Origin of the sequence: Delftia sp. ZNC0008 (genome assembly GCF_000799035.1) — a bacterium.
Classification (GTDB): Bacteria; Pseudomonadota; Gammaproteobacteria; order Burkholderiales; family Burkholderiaceae_C; genus Comamonas; species Comamonas tsuruhatensis.
Map to the genome: position 1 here is coordinate 1 of NZ_JTKZ01000567.1, position 711 is coordinate 711.

The window sequence follows — 711 nt, forward strand, 5'->3', positions numbered from 1 at the left end:
GCGGCGCGACAGCTCGCGCGCCAGCTGCAGGCGCACGTTCTTGGCCTGGGCAGAGCGGAATGCGTTGGACAGGTCTTCATCTGTCCAGGTGGCCATGGCCCCGCCCTCGATCTCGCCGGTGGCAGGATCTGCAGTTACCCGGCGCTCGGATGCCTTCTTCTTGGCTGGTGCGCGTTCCGCCTGCTCTGCGGCCTGGGCCATGGCACTGGCCTGCTGGGCCTGCGCAGCCGCGCCGGAGTCCACGGCCAGGGCAGCAGCTGCGGACAGCGAGCCAGCAGCAGGATCCAAGCCCATTTCCTCGGAAGGACGCTGCGCGCCAATGGCAGCATCAATGCGCGTGGTATCCAGTTGCGGGGCGGGCGTGATGCCCTGCTCGCGCAGCCGGGCCTCGTCGATGACCGGCTCTTGCTGAGCGGCCAGCTGCCGCACGAATTCATCGCGCACCGTCGACAGGCCAGACGGCACTTCTCCATCGGCCTGGTTCTCGCCGACCTGCTGGAACAGATCCGGGTTGAACGCCTGATGCAATGAATCCGCCGCGGCCTTCCGGTCTTCGGGGGTCAGGGACTCGTCCTGGGCCCGCGCCAGAGCATCCCGGTACTGCTGCTGGCTCGCTGGCCGCACCATCTGGTCGATGGCGGCGCCGTAGGTTGCAACATCCGGCAGGCCCGCAGGCTCTGCGCCAGCGTCCGGGGGCTGGGCAGCAGCATC

1 protein-coding gene is annotated in these 711 nt (G+C 68.8%); it reads right to left on the minus strand.

What is annotated here, in order from left to right:
- Positions 1–711: hypothetical protein (locus L995_RS33920; RefSeq protein WP_047472981.1), on the minus strand; the 711-nt coding region annotated here is incomplete at both ends.